A 16,976-nucleotide genomic window follows, 5' to 3' on the forward strand; every position below is an offset into this window, starting at 1 on the left:
CTAACCTAATTTCGACAAAACACACAAAACACCTTTTTATATTGTACCATTCATCCCACATAAACAAAACAAGACCCACACACTATGAATGTGGTGGGTCTTAAGGGTGATAACTATAACATTTTCTTATAAAGTGAGTTCAGAAGCTTCTTTCTTTAGGACTTCCGCTTTATCTGTACGCTCCCATGGTACATTCAGATCGTTGCGGCCAAAATGGCCGTATGCAGCGGTCTGGCGGTACATCGGACGGCGAAGGCCTAATTGCTTGATAATGCCAGCAGGGCGAAGGTCAAAATGCTTGCGCACCAGCTGAACAAGAATTTCTTCATCAACTGTACCCGTGCCAAATGTATCCACGTTGATGGATACCGGCTGAGCCACACCGATTGCATAAGCAACCTGTACTTCACACTTCTCTGCCAGGCCGGCAGCGACGATATTCTTCGCTACATAGCGTGCAGCGTAAGCACCGGAACGGTCGACTTTTGTCGGATCCTTGCCGGAGAACGCGCCGCCGCCATGGCGAGCGTATCCGCCGTACGTATCCACAATGATCTTGCGGCCTGTGAGGCCTGCATCACCCTGCGGTCCGCCGATAACGAAGCGGCCAGTCGGGTTAATAAAGTATTTCGTATTCTCATCGAGCAGTTCAGCCGAAACGATCGGATTAATCACATGCTCTTTTAAGTCTTTTTGAATTTGTTCCAGCGTTACAGCCGGGTCATGCTGCGTGGAGATAACGATTGTATCCACACGAACAGGTTTATCCCCATCGTATTCCACTGTTACCTGTGTTTTTCCGTCCGGACGAAGGTAAGCGAGCGTACCATTCTTGCGGACTTCAGCCAATCGGCGGGACAACTGGTGGGACAGAGAAATCGGAAGCGGCATTAATTCTTCTGTTTCATTGCAGGCAAACCCGAACATTAAGCCCTGGTCTCCGGCGCCGATTGCTTCGATTTGTTCGTCTGACATTTGTCCTTCGCGCGCTTCCAGTGCTTTATCTACACCCTGCGCGATGTCAGGGGATTGTTCATCAATGGAAGTCAACACAGCGCATGTATCGGCGTCAAAGCCATACTTTGCACGGGTGTATCCAATTTCACGGATGGTTTCGCGAACGACCTTCGGGATATCCACATAGCAGCTCGTTGTAATCTCACCGGCCACCAGTACCATTCCTGTTGTTACCGATGTTTCCGCAGCCACGCGTGCATTCGGGTCTTTCTCGATTATTGCGTCTAAAATTGCATCTGAAATCTGGTCACAAATTTTATCCGGATGTCCTTCCGTTACAGATTCCGATGTGAAGAGATGACGTCCTTTTTTAAGCGCCAATTGATGTACCTCCTTCAACCACATTATGTTAATGGTCTTGCTAAGATACGGTACTCCCTTCGCATTCCCTTGCAAAGCAGTAAAAAACCTTTTCCTGACGCACAGGGATGTGCTTCCTGTAGGAAAAGGTTGAAATTTACTCGTCCTTTGCCCTTTATCTTCCAGGATTGTGGTTGTTCAAGCATTCCCCTCTCCTGCTGGTTAGCACCATTCACCGCTTCTTAAAAACAGTAAGGTTGCCGGGCTTCATCGGGCCAGTCCCTCCGCCTACTCGGGATATAAGGGTCTTCCGCTGCTAAACTTTGAAAAAATTGAATAACATATTCCATTCATTCCAAACGAGCATATCCTATTAGCCAGATATTTGTCAACAGCCAATTAGGAATTGTTACTGAATGGAATACTTGCCGCGAATCATCACATACGCAGACGTCTGCGCCTTGACGCCTCTTCCATCATTATATGGCAGAAGAATCAAATGGTTATGCGGCACTTCCTGGCCTTTATCCAGATTGGAGCCGCCTGTAATATCCGGCAGCCCATACCCGTCCCCCGCCTGGGTTACAGCTGTTACCGTGCCCACGCGAACAATAAATTCTGTTCCCGCATACCCAATAATGGTTTTGCCGGGCGGAACTTTCTCTACCACCAGATCACCCGTTCCAGAAGACGCTGGTGCAGGTACCGGTGCCTGAGGCTTCGCTGGAGTCTGAGGCTTAGCCGGGTTCTGCGGTGCCGGCTGTGACTTGATGCTGTTGATGACGCTCAGCAGGTCCGTTTTCACCTGGTCCACATAGCTCTTGGTGACCACAGGATCACCGTCCGTACCGGGAGCTGCGCTGTTGGACGGGTCCGCTTGGGCCGCGATCCCGGAAGAGATCGCGCTAATTGTAAAAGCCATTGCCGCGCCGGCAATAGCATATCCCCATTTCTTCATGATAGTATTTCCTCCGTTGCTGTGTTGTATGTGAAAATCAAATCCAGGCTGTGTTAAATCAACCTGGTGAAATGCCTATAATTACGGATTCAGCCGCAATCGGAACCTACGCTCCTGGCCGGATCACCGTTCGGTCGGGCTGTTTTTGTACAATAATGGAAGGGAAATCCTTATGAAGCCTGTCAACGGAAAGATACGTCGTGCCGTTGATCGATCGGATATCCGGGTTATTTAGAAAATAACTTTTCTTCGTATTCCCGCTCTGAAACGTGACCTGCCCTTTTCGTCCATCCCAGGAAATACTGCCGTTAAACGTATCGGCGAATGACCGAAGTGCCACAAACCATCCGTTTCCTATTCGCTGCACAAGCGTTTTTTCTGCCACGGGATAGCCGGAAAGAGTAGCAGACCCATCGGCCATCAAGTTCAGCGAGACGGCCCCGTTGAGGCTCTTAATAGCCTGCAAAATTTGATTATCTGTTCCCTGAACCGCGATATCAGGCCTGATACCCTGGAGGTTGATCTTGTGCATCAGGGGAGAGTAATACTCCGCAACGGTTAGCTTAAGCACACCGCCACCATTAAGCGGCTGCACCTGCTGAATAACCCCTTTGCCGTACGTTTGCGTGCCCATCACCTTTGCTACTCCATAATCCTGCAGGGCCGCGGTCAGTATCTCTGCCGCGCTTGCTGTTCCATTGTTTACGAGAACAATCATGGGCTTCTGCCACTTCGTTCCATTCACAGCAACCGCCTGTTTACTGCCGGTGCGATCCACGATATTAACAGCCGTCCCTTTCCCGATAAACATTCCCGCTATATCAACTGCAGCCTGAACATACCCACCCGGATTATCCCTCAAATCAAGGATCAAACCCTTCATCCCGCGATCATTTAACGCGCTCAGTTGCTGGCGCAAAATGACAGGAGACTGATCGGAGAAAGTATATAGGTTAATATAGCCAATGCCATTGTCAAGCATCAGGCTGTCAAGGGGCGCAGCCTGAATCGCAGCCACAGACACATGAAAATTAATGATCCTGTTATTTCGTTTAACTTTTATATCTAAAACCCTTCCAGGGGTACCCGCCAGCTTATCCGCCGCCTGGTCCACGAGGAGCGTTTCGATGTTTTCACCATTCACGGATAAAATTTCATCGCCCACCATAATCCCCGCCTCTCCTGCGGGTGTTTTATCTATAACGGAATAAACAAGAAGGCGTTCGCCTGCTTTTTGTAAATAGACGCCAATTCCGGTGTAGGTTCCCTGAATGCCATCCATAAACGTATTAAATTCATTATCCGTATAATAGTCTGTGTACGGGTCACCCACCCCGCTAACCATTCCACGGATCGCTGCATCGGTCAGCTTGGAAATATCCAGTTTGCTATTGAGATGCTGTTCCATCAGTTTGCGCAGCACCTCATCAATGCGCGCTTCCTGCTGCTTATATGTAGTATCACTCGGTACAGAAGCCGCGGCAAAAACTCCGGTACACGGCTGAAAAAATGCGCTAATAACCACACCTGCCATCATCAATCGCTGTATGCTTTTTTTCATAATAGTCCCTTTCTGCTCTCACTGTTGTGAAATGATAAGCATCCTGAAAAAACTTCCGGTTTCTATCACACCCTCAGAATAGGATTCGACGTACTATCCATTAGTCCTTCTCATTTTGAACAACAATTCATCGCCATCATTTCAACGAAAGAATAAGGTATGGTAAAATGAAGCTTATTTAACTAAGGTGGATACATATGCTGTTTCATACACCGGAATTCTTTTTTCTACTGATTATCACATTCATTCTGTATCACTTGTTTCGCGATGCCCGCCTGGCGCTGCTCGGTTTGGCCAACTGCCTTTTCTATGCTGCCGCCAGCTGGGGGTTCCTGTTTTTGTTTCTGGGTGTTTCATTTGCATCCTATCTTATTGGCAAACGGGTTCCCGGTCCCAGAGGCAAGGGCTGGATGGTTGCCGGCATCCTTCTCAATGCTGCAAACCTTGTATTTTTTAAATACTCGCTGTTTGCCCTGCATAATATAGAATCGGTTACCGGCATCCCACTTGTTACACCCGGGAGCTTTTGGTCCCAGATCGTCCTTCCGGTAGGCATTTCATTTTACACGTTCCAGCTGATTGCCTACCTTGTTGACATTCGTAAAGGGCTGATTGAGCCATCCCGTACTTATTTGAAATTCTGGGTATTTATCGCATTTTTTGCCCACCAGCTGGCCGGTCCCATTATGCGTGGCCGCGAATTCATGCCCCAGGTGGAGCAAACAAAGAAACTGAAGCTGCACCCCGCTGATTTCAAATACGGTGTGTACCTCATTATGTGGGGGCTCCTCAAGAAGATTATGATTGCGGACAGGCTCTCACCAATTATAGAACAATATTTTCACTCTCCCGGATCGCTCACTGCCATGCAGGCCTGGGCAGGCGCCTACCTGTTCGGCTTTCAGATCTATGCGGACTTCTCCGGCTACAGCGATATGGCGGTCGGCATCGGCTATTTGTTCGGCTACCGACTGCCCATCAACTTTATGACGCCTTATATCAGCAGCAGTGCCACCGAATTTTGGCGCCGCTGGCACATCACCTTATCCAGCTGGATCAGGGATTATATCTATATTCCGCTTGGCGGTTCCAGAAAAGGCCGCATCCGAAAAGATGTAAACCTGCTTGCTTCCATGCTGGTATCCGGCCTCTGGCACGGCGCGATGTGGACGTTTGTCATCTGGGGTTTTCTGCATGGGCTGCTGCTCATCCTGCACAAGTGGTATACCGAAGCAGTTAAAAAGCTGCTGGGTAATCGATCGCCTGCCAGCAATAAGCCTGCCAAACCAGCACGCAACATCGGCGGGGTGCTCTATCATATCTTTACTGTCTTCGTGTTCTTCCAAATCACAACGGTAACGTGGGTATTTTTCCGGGCCCACAGTGTACATGATGCCTTTGTGTATATCGCCAGAATGCTGGGTCCCGCTGGGTGGGCGGGCCTGCGCGGGCAGCTTGCCGATCAGCGGCTGTACCTTCAGCTTGCAGCTGCCTTGTATGGCTTTCATCTGCTGGAATACCTGTTGCGTACCCATGAAGTAAAAATTGGGCAGTGGTGGCAGCGCCACGTTCCTTCGCCCGTACGCGGCCTACTCTACGCAGCATTTGTGCTATTCGTTATTGCCATGATAAAAGGGGAAAAACATGAATTCATTTACTTCCAATTCTAGAGGCCAAGGCCCTTCGCGAAAATGGTGGATGGGCGGACTTGCATTTGCCATCCTCTTTCTTGTACTCTGCGAGACGCTTATCTTCCGCAACCTGTCTTTTTACGGGGCTGCACCCACCAGCTTCATTGGGCAGGTGGATGACCTGCAGAAGCGTTTGGCCCGGGTGGACAAAACCAAAATCAAAATGGTGATTTTCGGCGACTCCGAAAGCATGGACGGGCTGAGGCCCCCGCTGATCGCCAAACAGTACGGCTACAAACCCGATGAGGTCTTTAATCTAAGCGTCAGCGGCGGCAAACCTGTGGATATGCTGCGTATGTACGAGCTCGATATGAGCCAGCTGTCCAACGTACAGAAGGCGATCATATCGGTCAATGAGCATCACTTAAACAACAGCCATTACGGCCAAAGCACTCTGTTCCGTTACAATGCCACACTTGGAGAGCGGCTTAGCGCAGGGACTATTGAAGAAAAAGCGGATCTTACATTTGGCTGGCTGCTCTATGCATACGGCATGCGCGATGTATGGACCCAGATGCTGAGTTTGTACACGGAGGGCAAGCTTCCAAAGCCGCCTTCCGACCAATACGCGTACCGCTGGGGGCTGCCACCTGTGACAGCCATCGACCGATCCCACATCGGGCCAGCTTATAGTAATGATGTAGGCCAGCGGTGGATGACGGACTATCGCATGGAGGGGGCTCATACGCAAGCCATGGAAAAGCTTGTGTCAGGTCTCGCCGGCAGAGGCATTCAGCTTGAATTCATCCAGCTTCCCCGCACCAGAGATCTGGAATCCGTACTCGGTGGTAAGTACGGCACACAACAGAAGCAGTTCCGGGATCGGATACAGCGGATGGCAGACCAGCACCACGCTCCGTTCCTCATCATTCCCCCTGTGCTCGATAACAGCAACTTCCGCGACGCCAACCACCTTAACACCAAAGGGGCCAACGCCGTGGTTAAATTTTTGCATTAAAAAAGCCCCTGATCGAGTTATCAGGGGAATCGAGAGACACATATGTGTGGATATGTGACCATTGATATCATATGCACCCGATGTGTCAGCGGTAAGTCAATGAGGTTAATTTTTAGTAAGAATTCTGCCTTTTTTCAAACTCAAAACAGGCCGACATTGCTCACAACAAGGATAAACGCCCCGGCATGGAGAATTTCGTAGGATACAAGATAAAGTTGGAGGGGACTCAAGTGGATCATACAGAGAACTTCTTTGAAAGTAATGGTACCCGGCTTTATCGGCAGTCCTGGAGGCCCGATAACCCTCGTGCGGTTGTAGCTGCGATCCATGGTCTGGGATCCCATAGCGGCGGCCTAAAACATATTGTTGACTATTTAGTGCCTAGAGGGTACGTGATACATGCGTTTGACATAAGAGGGCACGGTAAGTCTGAGGGCCCGCAAGCCTTTGTTAACAAAAGTACGGACTTCTTAGATGATGCTGCGCGTTTCCTGGAAATCATTCAGGCAGAAGAACCAACGCTCCCTCTATTTCTGCTTGGGCATAGTATGGGCGGGCTTGTCTCCCTGGATATCGCCATGAACAAACCGGAAGCGATAAAAGGAGTCATTGCAATTGCCCCTGCACTAATCGTAAACGAATTCCGGGCTGCCCTGCAGCAAATCCCTAAGGAAGTGCCGGACGAATATACAATAGAAAGCGACCCGGATTATCCGCTGCTCACCCGTGACACGCAAGTCATCAAATGGATGGATGCAGACTCACTTCGCCACAACGTCATTACTGTGGGACTGATGAGAGTGGGCCTGTCCCGCATAGAATGGATTTTAAACCATCCGGAGTGCCTGCACACTCCCCTGCTAATCATTCAAGGAGCAAGTGACACGATTGTTTCCGCTAAGACAAATCAAGAGTTCTTTAATTCCGTTTCTATTTCGGATAAGACATGGTTAGAATACCCTGAAATGCTCCACAACCCGCATGATGAAATCGGCAGAGAAGATGTCTTATGTAACATTTCTTCATGGTTAGATCGCCGCGTAATAGCCAACGGTTAATTAGGCAACCTGATTAATATAATACATTCATAATGTGGCAAGAAACCACCGTCCATATATTGTAGGACGGTGGTTTCTTATTTTAACATGATCAGCGAGAAGTCCCCTTCCTCATCGCCTTTGGCGTAGGTGGGGGATGAATCGTTCGTACATACGTTTGCTTTTGTGATATAATGAAGGTACATATTCCTAGTAAGAAAGGAGGGTGCCGCTCATGTATCGCACGCAAAAAGTATCCTTTATCTCATCCAAAACGACGGTGGATGCGTTGTTTGCACTCAATCGGCTGTCGGCTGAGGTATGGAACACCTGCCTGAATGAAGGCCGTGCGCACCACCTTGCACAGGGAAAGTGGATCGACAAGTCTACTCTGCAGAAGGCTCTGAAGAAACGGTTCCCGATGCACAGCCAGTGTGTCCAATCGGTCTGCCACCGCTACCTTTGCGCCCGGCAGGGCGCATGGGAGGCGAGAAAAGCCGGGTTTACGAACATACGCTATCCGTATAAGCAGAAGCGGCACTTCAATACGCGGTGGGCAAAAGATGGTTTTACCGTTCATCCAGATGGGCGCATCGAACTGGCTCGTGGGATCTGGAACGGTAAACGACAAGCACCCCTTGTGGTTCGCATATCCGAACTTCCGGCTGGTAGCCTCAAAGAAATTGAGCTGGTTTATGATCGCGGTTTGAAACTGGCGATTTCCTATGATGACGAAAAAAAGGGAACGGACCCGACAGGTTCTCACGTTTGTGCGATTGATCCCGCGGGGAAATCCACTCAATTGCGGCCGTAGCCACGAACGGTGAAAGCTTGATCATCACCGGACGTAAACTTCGGAGTATCAAGCGCCTGCGCAACAAGAAGCTTGGTGAGCTTCAGCGTAAGATGTCCCGTTGCAAGAAAGGAAGTCGCCAATGGAAAAAGTATCGCCGTGCCAAGCTGTATCTTCTCTCTAAAAGTGACCGTCAACTCACCGATGCTTTGCATAAAACCACGAAGCAGTTTGTGGATTGGGCACGAACACAATGTCTTAAACAGGTGACCTTCGGTGATGTGGAAGGGGTTCAGCGCCATACAAGGGCTCGCAAAAACAAACCATCTAAAAAACAGCCACGTTCCCGTAAGCATAACCAACGGATGAGCCAGTGGACATTTGGAAAGCTGTACGCCTATCTCGAATACAAACTGGCGGCGCATGGCATTACCATCACAAAGCAAGATGAACGGTATACTTCGCAAACCTGTCCGGTTTGTGGCCGGCGCAAAAAAGCCGCTGGTAGAATCTATCAATGCTTCTGTGGGTACCACCAACATCGGGATCTACACGGTGCGGCGAACCAGCTTGCGCTTGTGTTACACGGAAAAATACAATCACATCCGTTTACAATTGAAAAACCAACGTATCTTCGGATTGCCTAGCGCAAGAAGAAGTAGATGGCTTGTCACGGCCCACGAATTAAGGATTCGTGTTGACGATCGCTCCTGCCGTTGGGATTGGCACACGGCAACGTGTGAGAAGAAAGGCAACCCTTTCTTCGATCCAAACCATTCGTCTTGTGAGATCGGAAACCCCGACTTCAAGCTCCGAAGGAGCTAAGTGGGGGAGTGTTCATAGGCATCGATATAATTTTTTGCAGCTTCAATGCTAGTATATGACCATCTATCAGAAGATACATCGTTGAAGTCCTTGGTCGAAGAGGTATTCTTTAGACTGAAAAATTTCGAAACCATTGTGGCAAACTGCTCCCTCGTTACCTGACCATTTGGTTCAAACTTGTTATTTCCCATCCCTGTAAGGATGCCTTTCTGTACCAAATCCAGGATGTCCTGCTCAGCCCAATTCCCCTTAATGTCGTTAAAAATATAATTATTGGTTGTATGTACACTGTTGTTGACCTTGATCGATTGATGAGCGATTTTGTTGGCTTTAACATTGATATTTTTTTGATTTACATGATGGGCATATCCATTTGTTTTAACATGGATATTTCCCTGGGCAAAAACAGGTACTGCTGTTAAAGAAAGTGAAGAAATAACCGATATTGCTGTCGCCAATTTTTTCATGTGTGCCACCTCATTTTCATATTTGATGAGATAATTTTAAAAACAAAGTGTGTCAGCCATATATCAGCAAGGTTAGAATTGGATGAATTTTCTAGGGCAGTAAGAAGATTTTGTTAGTCTCCCATCTCTTTTGGCCACAAAAAAAGGAACCTTAGTCAGGTTCCTCCTAAACGTGCGTTTAATTGTATTATTCCACTTCTAACGTCCAATCCGCCAGATTGGCATCCCTCTTAATCCAGTTGCCGTCATCAAATGTCAGCGTAGTAAGCGCGACTGTCTGCGGATCCACCGAAATGGCTGACAGGTCGAATGCCTGGCTCGCAATGACGTCACCGTTTGCGTCTCTGAGCGTGAATGTCATATTCTCGCGGAAACTTACGGCCTCATCCGTTCCATTGCGCAGCATGAGTTCTACGGATAGCTCGTCCTGCTCAGACACATGGATCCGCGTCGCGATGAAATTCACCTGATCCTCCGTCTGCTCTAAAATTTGCTGGAACTGCCTGTATACCTGCTGGTCCTCTTCTGAGATATGCTGGTTCCAGTTGAACTGAGGATTGGTCTCGAAGGGATCCGCTAGAGGCGTAGTGCTCCGCAACTCACCGTTCTGCATATGGAAGCCTACAAACCATGCTGATAAATCGAGATTGAAAGAGATGATATCCTCATGGAAGAATTTAAACACATAAGGTATTCCCGTGCCCGCTTCCAGTTCGAAAGCATCCATATTAAATATTTTTCGCGCCACTGCATTCTGGTTGCCATCGAGAATCACAAGCGGAATCAAGGTCAGGTGAACCATTTCTTCCGTGTTGTTGCGAATAAACGCCGTTACGTCAAGCGAAAAAGCAGTCTGCTCTATCTTGTAGCCATTAATGGCGAGGTGGCCGTCCGGAATTGGCGGCAAGTCTGAAAAGGCAAATTGCAGAACATAGCGCTGCTCGTTAGGAATGTCCTCACCCTCCGGAAATACAAGCCGTGTCTGCGGTTCAACCCACTCGGTCTCTTCGGTTTCTGTGTTCGCTACTTGATCTGCAGCCTGTTCCTGTTCAGGAACGAGCAGCTCTTCCGTACTTTCACTTGCCACATCCAGTTCTTGACTGGCTGTTTCCTGCTGTACTTGAGATGATGATTCCGCTTCGGCGGGAGAACGTCTTTTTTTGAAAAATGCCATGCCATATCCTCCTTTTATCTAATGTTATTATAGCTTGTTTCAAGGAAGAATGAAGCATAACTTTATCGGATAATCTTGTCTGCGGCAGCTATGCAAAATATAACCAAAATAATTTTACCATTTACTGTATATATGCTATAATATGGTAAATAAGGGTTAAATGGTTTCCTTGTACCCATACTTCTGGCGGAGTTTAACCAGGCAGCGCTGCTTTCTTTTCTTTAACCGCTCGTATGGGATCTCCATTATCCGGGCCACTTCAGGCAATGAAAAACCGTTTTTATAATGAAGGGTAAGAAATTGGGCCTCGTCTTGGGGCAGCCCCTCCAAATAGGACTGCCAGACAAGGTCTTCATCTAGTGGCTGCAGCGCATCATCCTCCACCTCATTCTCCCAGAGTTCCCTGCCTTCAACAGGGGCGGGGAGATAATGCCGTTCAAGCCAGCGTGCCTCATACCTGCGATACCAATTGTGCAGCGCCCCCTGAACAGCCCTGAAAAGATAAGTCTGCAGGGAAGCACCGCGCGCCGGGTCGTAAGATGGCAGGCGCCGCCAGCAAGCAATACGTGCGATTTGCATGGCTTCCTCTTGCAGAGGGCCTTTCGGAAACCGAGATGTCCATCTGTTCAAAAGAAATTCGTACTCGCTGAACCATTCTGTCCATTGTTCTTGATCCATCATGACTCCGCCTTAGAGGAAGCCGGCCTCCGTTATTTGCGCGCAGGACAAGCATACAGCGGAAGGATCAGGAGCGCTCACAGCCTATCTAAAGATAGCGCTTGTGCAGGAGTCAGTAAACAATCGTTAGCTGTTATGTAAATGACGGAAGACGGTAAAAGCGGAAGTCTTAGCGGACATGATGCAGACTTGAAGCAGAGGCAGAGAAACGGTTGTTTTTATAGTATGACAGGATGTGTTCACCCCATGTAAGCTGTCGGCGAATGATCGGTTCTTTGCAGGGAATCACAAGGGAGTGGGAATCTGCGAGGACAAGTTGGCAGCTATGCAGCAGCTGCATGTGGTAATTCTTGATGGAAGAGAGGCGGACGCCAGCGTTTCGATGAGCTTTACTGTACGATGTGCCGAAAGGAAACTGCAGAATAACGAGATTCTCTTCCATAATGACCGGCACATGCTTGCGGTGCTGCAGCCAGCTTCGCGATTGCTTGCGCAGAAGGTCGAGTGATAGCCATCTAGCTTTTGCAATTTCAAAGAGGAAACGGCTTGCACTGCATCGGGCGCCGTATATAGAACTGCCCAGTGCCACCTGCGTCACCTCGCCTACGTCTGTCTGCACCGGGCAGTAATAATGTCCGGTATCCCAGAATTCACGCGCCAATTGTTCAACATTTCTAAATTGCATACTACCTCCCCCTTTATGGTTAGACACAAAAACCTCCACATCTGTATTATAACCCAAACAATTACAATATTTTGAAAGAATTGACCGCATTTTCCCTTGTTGTTCTACAGGGTTTGACAGCAATTTTCGCCAAAAAAAGCCGCCCCCAGATCCAAGGGGCGGCTTATCATGTCACGATTTATTCTTATTTTAAGAGCAGAGTTCATAAATTCCGTTCATAATAAACAGATGTGTCACACTGTCTTTCCAGGCAGCAAGATTGGGCGTGCCGAACTCAGGGTGGAAAGAATATAACACGAGCTTTCCTTTGCCATAATGCGCTTCGATTGCAGCAGGTTTGTGTTTCATAAAGTTGGCAAACCGCTCTGCCGTTAAAGGGTTTGTCCAGGCAAGAGCATCCTTCGCACAGCTATTATTATGCATTTCCCATTTTGGAGGCTCTGCCCCTGAGAAAAGAAACTCTTCATAGGTGGCAATCACTTTTACGCCCTCGCCGAGGGTTTCAAATACAGGCCCTTCCCAGTAGATTACATCATGGGAACTTGCAGAGCCATAGGCAAGGCCATACGTATAAGGCGACCCAGACTCGCTTAGCCGAATGCGCACAAAACCGGTTCCGGTGCGCCAGTAGTCTAAAGCGCTTGTATCCGTAGCCTCAACCGCATTCAACCACATTCTGGCTTCCGGTGTGCCCGGCTTAGCAGTTAGCGGCAGATACGCACCCGCACATGAACCCAGGTATTTTCCACCACTCTCCAGATAAGCGCGAATCGCGAGCATCCCTTTCTCTCCAAGCCCCGCGTAGTAGGATTCCCCGGCATCCGGCCCTCCTGGTACGATAAACAGATCGAACTCACTAAGCGCCCCATCCCGGATATCTTTATCAGTAACTTCCCGATATGGAAGATCATATAATTCACAGAATGCTTTATACGGATCAAAACAAAATGGAGCGGCGTTTAGCCCATTGTAGATGGCCATTTTTACCGGAAGGCGCATCCTTCGCCAGGACGTGGAATCAACGGGAGCTTCCATTGACTCCGCATACACGTACTCAGGTACCTCATTCACATCCGCCAGCAGCGTTCCGGCAGGATAGGTGTGCCCTTCAGGAAAGGCAGAAGTGGCAAGCCTTACATCCCGCGTGCTCTGATAAATCGCTGTTCCTCTACGGATTTTCCGATTGATCCACGACAGCGTGCGGGGCAGGCTGGCCTGCCGGTTAATTACACCGAGCCGTTCTACAGAAATGAGCTTCATTGCTGCTCCTCCAATTCTGCTATCTCCTGCTGATGGAATTTGGAAACGGAGCTTCTTTTCATGGCACTATACAGAAAACCAAGTACGATCCAGCTTAACACGATATATGGGAAGTACTTATACGGCGCATCCGGTACCGGATAAACATTGGAATACAGGGCATAACCCAGCGCGAGAATGGACAAAATCGGTACAATAAGAAGCGGGCCTTTCCACGTTTTGATTCTGGTAAAGTAATAAATTCCACCCACCGTAGTAACCAGGTAGGCTAGTAGAAGCCCGAGTACGGCAATCGTTCCAAGGTAGCCGAATACCTCGATTCCCGAAAACGAAGACATCGCAAAAAGCAGAATAAAGGCAATAATCATCACCACGCTAAGCGCAATGTGTGGAGACTCAAATTTCGGGTGCAGTTTTCCTAAGCTTGCATGGAACAATCCATCCCTTCCCATGGAGAAAAGCAGGCGCGAACCCGTTGTGGCTGTGCCCAGCGCACTGGAAAACCCGGATAATGCCGCACCTAACATGATTGCTACCGCAAAGCCGTGGGATACATAAATGTTGGACAAGTCAGCTAACGGAGCCGAAGAACCAGCGAATGTTTTAATACCCGCTGCTGTCATACCAAACCCGATAGACTGCGCATAGCTGACTATCAAGTAGAAAATACCGGTGAAGAAAACCGCCGACCCTATCGCCAGCGGGATGGCTTTCTTCGGATTCTGTGTTTCTTCCGCCAGGCTTGAAGCCCCTTCAAAACCGGCAAATGACAGGAAAGCAAACACACCCGCAAGCCCGATAGCTGACAGCTTTGTATCGCCTAATGTAAAAGGTTCCGCGGTTAAATGGTGGGCCGCTCCCCCTTTTGCGATAATCACAACGGCCAGTATGGCGATCAGAAGGATTGACAGCCCTTCGAAGATGAGCAGCACGCGCGCGCTAATCCGGACCTCTAAAAAGGCCAAAAACCAAATCAAAATTCCGCTAACGAGCGCAATGGGAAGCCATCCGACTTTAACCCCGAGCAACTCCAGAAAACTTTGCATAAAGGCGCCTATTTCCGCTGTTGAAGCAGCCGTGAACAGCAAATAGGTCAGAAGCAGCGTCCATCCGGATAAAAAGCCTGTCCGCGCACACAGGGATGCACTGGTAAAAGCATAGACCGAGCCGCTGTGGGCGAAATGCCGGTTGAATTGAATAAACGTATAAGATACCAACCCGATTGTAATCATGGCCAGAAGAAAGGTAAGCGGAACTGCGTGTCCCACCGTACCCGCTGCAAGCGATCCATTCAGCGCCATCGCGGCCGTTGGAGCCATAATCGCTACAGATATGGCCATGGCTTCTATGTACGTTAATTTTTTATTCATAACAACACCTTCTGTACTCATTTTATTGACTGCGCTTATTCAGTGGGCTCTTTCGCGATTGTAAACTTGCTAATTTGCTGCTGGAGCTCCTCGGCCTGCCTGGATAGAGAATCGGCAGAACTCGTGATCTCTTCCATCGACGCTAACTGTTGCTGGGTTGAGGCCGACACATTCTGAACGCCATCGACTGCGGTAGTTGTAACATGAGCAATTCTTTCAACAGAGCTAACAATTTCGTCAATGCTTGACGACATTTTTTCGATAGCGCCGGAAGACTCGCTCACTTTACCTGAAACTTCATTTACCGAATGAAGGATTTGGCTGAACGTATCCCCAGCTTTATTTACGACCGTGATGCCGTGGGTTACCTCTTTCGTGCCCGCTTCCATGGTCTCGGTCACTTTGTAAATACCTTCCTGAATAGTGGTGATGTAGTCGTTGATCTTCTGCGCGGAAGCGGACGATTGCTCAGCAAGCTTGCGGACTTCATCGGCAACAACGGCAAAGCCACGGCCATGTTCCCCGGCCCTTGCTGCTTCAATCGCAGCATTAAGCGCCAATAGATTCGTCTGGCTGGAAATATCGGTAATGGCTTCCACAATCGTTCCTATATGCTGGGCATGTTCACCAAGCTCTTTAATCGATTCACCTGAGACATTTACCGTTGAATAAATCGAATTCATCTGGCTGATCACCTGCTGGATGGATTCATCCCCGGAATGGGCAAGTCCCGTGGCATCGCTTGATTGGCCTAACACAGATTGCGACAGTACTTTTATGTGTTGAACGGTTGATGCGATTTCATGAATGGCTTCGCTCGTAGTCGCAGCACTGCTGGCCTGCTCCTCCGTCCCGGCAGCCAGTTCCTGCATCACGGTAGACACTTGTTCAGATGCTTTGGTTGACTGGTCTGCGCTGGCAGCCAGCTCTTCGGATGATGAAGCAAGATGCTCGGTAGTCAGGCTTACCTGCTGAATGGTGTCTCTGAGAGAACTCACCATCGTGTTAAAATTCTGAGAAAGCTGACCAAGTTCATCGTTAGATTTAACCGCCAGCTGCTGGGTTAAATCCCCCTGGCTCATTCTTGCCATGCCTGCAAGCAAATCTTTCACAGGTTGCAGAAGCTTCCGGATACCAAACACTTGAATGATAATGCCAAGAATCAGAAAGACAGCAAAAGAAATCGCCAATATATAAATAAGATTCATTTCCTGTTTTTTAATTAATGAGGCATCGGAATCAGCGCCAAAAACAGCAACGAGATTATGGTTACTGTCAAAAATCGGCACCATAACCGTCATCCACGTGCCCACGCTATCCTGGTAAATTGGCGGTGTTGTGATCGCTTTTGTCTGGTTAATTTGGTTATAAGCATTAACCATTTCTGGAGGCTGATCAAACAATTGGCCTGGTTTAAGCCCATCTTTCGATAGATTCTTATCCAGTGCAATCCATTTCGTTTTGTTTCCTTGATAAACTTCCGGATAGAAAATATATCCTAATGATACATTTGGATTATTCGCTGAGATTGCATTCAAGCGGCTTGTGATCTTCCGCTGGGCATCAGAATTGGGATCAGGGTTATTTTTCGCGTCCAGTACTTCCTGGAGCGGTAAGGTAGTGGCCCAGAGATTAGCTACCCCCTTTGCCTGTTGCGTTAACGTGCTGGTAAGCGCATTGTTCAACACAAAAAAACTGACGATAGACATGACTAAGCCGGTCACTACCATGCTTGATATCGAAAAAATAAGATTCTTAGAGAAAAACGACAGAGCGACTTTTTTCCTGAATAATGACATGGATGATTCGTTCCTTTCGCAGCCATATAGCTTTTTTTACCTAAACAATATATACCATGTGGAAACGTTAAAAACAATCTGATTAGTTTAATTGTTACAGAATAAATCAAAGATCATGGGTACAATAACCTATTACATAAGCTGCAGTTCTCATACAACGAATTGTTCTTTTTGAAAGTCAGCGTACCCATTACATGCCCTTTTGAGCGTTCTTGTTGGTGTTTCTCGTGGCCAGACACTTAAAGATAATATCTACCAACTCCTAAATCAATTAAAGGTCTTTGCTGAATCACCCGATAACATTTTTAAGAGCTTTACTCCTCTTTGCACTATGGAAATGGGTTTTTTATAGCAAAATGGTGAGGGGACTCTTTCATTCTGGAAGTAGTTTTTAACGCTAACT

At 48.3% G+C, this 16,976-nt stretch carries 15 protein-coding genes and 1 riboswitch; of the genes, 5 read left to right on the top strand and 10 right to left on the bottom strand.

Annotation, left to right across the window (positions count from 1 at the left end; all coding sequences use genetic code 11):
• Window positions 1-126 precede the first annotated feature (126 nt).
• The 3 genes from metK to PP175_RS23500 form a co-directional block, all read right to left on the bottom strand.
• On the bottom strand, window positions 127-1,338 hold the full coding sequence (metK, locus tag PP175_RS23490) for a methionine adenosyltransferase (RefSeq protein WP_272440613.1): 1,212 nt from the start codon (window positions 1,336-1,338) through the stop codon (window positions 127-129).
• Between the two features lie 151 nt (window positions 1,339-1,489).
• Window positions 1,490-1,621, bottom strand: a riboswitch (SAM riboswitch).
• A 105-nt stretch (window positions 1,622-1,726) separates the two neighbouring features.
• Window positions 1,727-2,275, bottom strand: a complete 549-nt coding sequence (locus PP175_RS23495; protein WP_272440614.1) for a hypothetical protein — start codon at window positions 2,273-2,275, stop codon at window positions 1,727-1,729.
• Window positions 2,276-2,381: 106 nt separating this feature from the next.
• Complete coding sequence (locus PP175_RS23500) at window positions 2,382-3,836, bottom strand: S41 family peptidase (RefSeq protein WP_272440615.1); 1,455 nt, start codon at window positions 3,834-3,836, stop codon at window positions 2,382-2,384.
• Window positions 3,837-4,033: 197 nt separating this feature from the next.
• Here PP175_RS23500 and PP175_RS23505 point away from each other — a divergent pair, with 197 nt between their 5' ends.
• The 5 genes from PP175_RS23505 (at window position 4,034) to PP175_RS23525 (ending at window position 8,962) form a co-directional block, all read left to right on the top strand.
• A complete protein-coding gene (locus tag PP175_RS23505) occupies window positions 4,034-5,506 on the top strand; it encodes an MBOAT family O-acyltransferase (protein ID WP_272440616.1) in 1,473 nt (490 codons plus the stop codon).
• Complete coding sequence (locus tag PP175_RS23510) at window positions 5,481-6,485, top strand: hypothetical protein (RefSeq protein ID WP_272440617.1); 1,005 nt, start codon at window positions 5,481-5,483, stop codon at window positions 6,483-6,485. Before PP175_RS23505 ends, PP175_RS23510 begins: the two co-directional genes overlap by 26 nt.
• A 230-nt stretch (window positions 6,486-6,715) precedes the next feature.
• On the top strand, window positions 6,716-7,543 hold the full coding sequence (locus PP175_RS23515; protein WP_272440618.1) for an alpha/beta hydrolase: 828 nt from the start codon (window positions 6,716-6,718) through the stop codon (window positions 7,541-7,543).
• A gap of 214 nt (window positions 7,544-7,757) precedes the next feature.
• A complete protein-coding gene (locus tag PP175_RS23520; RefSeq protein ID WP_272440619.1) occupies window positions 7,758-8,336 on the top strand; it encodes a hypothetical protein in 579 nt (192 codons plus the stop codon).
• A 17-nt stretch (window positions 8,337-8,353) separates the two neighbouring features.
• Window positions 8,354-8,962 (top strand): RNA-guided endonuclease InsQ/TnpB family protein, encoded by a 609-nt coding sequence (locus PP175_RS23525; RefSeq protein ID WP_272440620.1) that lies wholly within the window; start codon window positions 8,354-8,356, stop codon window positions 8,960-8,962.
• 174 nt (window positions 8,963-9,136) lie between these two features.
• On the opposite strand, the gene PP175_RS23530 is transcribed toward PP175_RS23525, so the two are convergent.
• From PP175_RS23530 to PP175_RS23560, 7 genes are all read right to left on the bottom strand, one after another.
• A complete protein-coding gene (locus tag PP175_RS23530) occupies window positions 9,137-9,607 on the bottom strand; it encodes an S-layer homology domain-containing protein (protein ID WP_272440621.1) in 471 nt (156 codons plus the stop codon).
• 187 nt (window positions 9,608-9,794) lie between these two features.
• Window positions 9,795-10,781, bottom strand: a complete 987-nt coding sequence (locus PP175_RS23535) for an SLAP domain-containing protein (protein ID WP_272440622.1) — start codon at window positions 10,779-10,781, stop codon at window positions 9,795-9,797.
• A 156-nt stretch (window positions 10,782-10,937) separates the two neighbouring features.
• The gene (locus tag PP175_RS23540) at window positions 10,938-11,462 is read right to left on the bottom strand and encodes an RNA polymerase sigma factor (protein WP_272440623.1); all 525 of its coding nucleotides are present in this window, start codon (window positions 11,460-11,462) and stop codon (window positions 10,938-10,940) included.
• A 166-nt stretch (window positions 11,463-11,628) separates the two neighbouring features.
• Window positions 11,629-12,144, bottom strand: coding sequence for a hypothetical protein (locus PP175_RS23545; protein ID WP_272440624.1), 516 nt, complete (start codon window positions 12,142-12,144; stop codon window positions 11,629-11,631).
• Between the two features lie 189 nt (window positions 12,145-12,333).
• Window positions 12,334-13,404, bottom strand: coding sequence for a BPL-N domain-containing protein (locus tag PP175_RS23550; RefSeq protein ID WP_272440625.1), 1,071 nt, complete (start codon window positions 13,402-13,404; stop codon window positions 12,334-12,336).
• Entirely contained in the window at window positions 13,401-14,774 is a 1,374-nt protein-coding gene (locus tag PP175_RS23555; protein ID WP_272440626.1) for an APC family permease, read from the bottom strand. The genes PP175_RS23550 and PP175_RS23555 overlap by 4 nt, the downstream gene beginning before the upstream one ends.
• A 35-nt stretch (window positions 14,775-14,809) precedes the next feature.
• On the bottom strand, window positions 14,810-16,573 hold the full coding sequence (locus tag PP175_RS23560; RefSeq protein ID WP_272440627.1) for a methyl-accepting chemotaxis protein: 1,764 nt from the start codon (window positions 16,571-16,573) through the stop codon (window positions 14,810-14,812).
• Between the last annotated feature and the right edge of the window lie 403 nt (window positions 16,574-16,976).

Origin of the sequence: Aneurinibacillus sp. Ricciae_BoGa-3, assembly GCF_028421645.1 — a bacterium.
Classification (GTDB): domain Bacteria; phylum Bacillota; class Bacilli; order Aneurinibacillales; family Aneurinibacillaceae; genus Aneurinibacillus_B.

Coding starts and splice junctions, on each gene's coding strand:
- PP175_RS23520 (WP_272440619.1), top strand. CDS start 7,758: ATGTATCGCACGCAAAAAGTATCCTTTATCTCATCCAAAACGACGGTG.
- PP175_RS23495 (WP_272440614.1), bottom strand. CDS start 2,275: ATGAAGAAATGGGGATATGCTATTGCCGGCGCGGCAATGGCTTTTACA.
- PP175_RS23550 (WP_272440625.1), bottom strand. CDS start 13,404: ATGAAGCTCATTTCTGTAGAACGGCTCGGTGTAATTAACCGGCAGGCC.
- PP175_RS23510 (WP_272440617.1), top strand. CDS start 5,481: ATGAATTCATTTACTTCCAATTCTAGAGGCCAAGGCCCTTCGCGAAAA.
- PP175_RS23535 (WP_272440622.1), bottom strand. CDS start 10,781: ATGGCATTTTTCAAAAAAAGACGTTCTCCCGCCGAAGCGGAATCATCA.
- PP175_RS23530 (WP_272440621.1), bottom strand. CDS start 9,607: ATGAAAAAATTGGCGACAGCAATATCGGTTATTTCTTCACTTTCTTTA.
- PP175_RS23555 (WP_272440626.1), bottom strand. CDS start 14,774: ATGAATAAAAAATTAACGTACATAGAAGCCATGGCCATATCTGTAGCG.
- PP175_RS23540 (WP_272440623.1), bottom strand. CDS start 11,462: ATGATGGATCAAGAACAATGGACAGAATGGTTCAGCGAGTACGAATTT.
- PP175_RS23545 (WP_272440624.1), bottom strand. CDS start 12,144: ATGCAATTTAGAAATGTTGAACAATTGGCGCGTGAATTCTGGGATACC.
- PP175_RS23505 (WP_272440616.1), top strand. CDS start 4,034: ATGCTGTTTCATACACCGGAATTCTTTTTTCTACTGATTATCACATTC.
- PP175_RS23500 (WP_272440615.1), bottom strand. CDS start 3,836: ATGAAAAAAAGCATACAGCGATTGATGATGGCAGGTGTGGTTATTAGC.
- PP175_RS23560 (WP_272440627.1), bottom strand. CDS start 16,573: ATGTCATTATTCAGGAAAAAAGTCGCTCTGTCGTTTTTCTCTAAGAAT.